The organism is Flavobacterium sp. AK-301 (genome assembly GCF_058310215.1).
The window spans coordinates 1-603 of sequence record NZ_JBZEES010000048.1 but is presented as its reverse complement, the minus strand read 5'-3'; the positions used below and the strand labels follow the sequence as shown (position 1 = coordinate 603).

At 63.7% G+C, this 603-nt stretch carries 1 protein-coding gene; it reads right to left on the bottom strand.

Annotated elements, in window-relative coordinates; translation table 11 throughout:
• Positions 1 to 603: phosphoribosylglycinamide formyltransferase (gene purN / locus AC4FQX_RS15185; protein WP_491168565.1), on the bottom strand; the 603-nt coding region annotated here is incomplete at both ends.

The window sequence follows — 603 nt, the reverse complement described above, 5'->3', positions numbered from 1 at the left end:
ATCACAAGCTGCGATTCATCCGGCCAGACGCGCACCACACCGTGTTCGACCGACAACCGCCCTTCCACGAACCAGCGCACGGCACGCGGATAGATCGTGTGCTCCTGTGCCAGCAGCCGCCCGGCCAGCGAGTCAGGCGTGTCGCCTTGACGCACGTCGATGATGGCCTGCAGCACGATCGGGCCGTGATCCAGGTCGGCGGTGACGAAATGTACAGTCGCGCCATGCACCTTCACGCCCATGGCCAGCGCGGCCTCGTGCGTGTGCAACCCGGGGAAGCACGGCAGCATCGACGGATGAATGTTCAGCATGCGGCCGGCGTAGCGCTTTACAAAGCCGGGCGTGAGGATGCGCATGAAACCGGCCAGCACCACCAGATCCGGCGAAAAGCCGTCGATCACCTGCGCCAGGGCGGCATCGAAGCTGTCGCGATCGGGGAAAGCCTTGTGGTCGACCACTGCGGTGGCAATGCCGTGCGAAGCGGCAAATTTAAGTCCTGCCGCATCGGGCCGATTAGAAATGACGGCGGCAATGCGTCCCGACCAACCTTCGGCCTGACAGGCGCGGACAATGGCTTCCATATTGGAGCCGCGTCCGGAAATG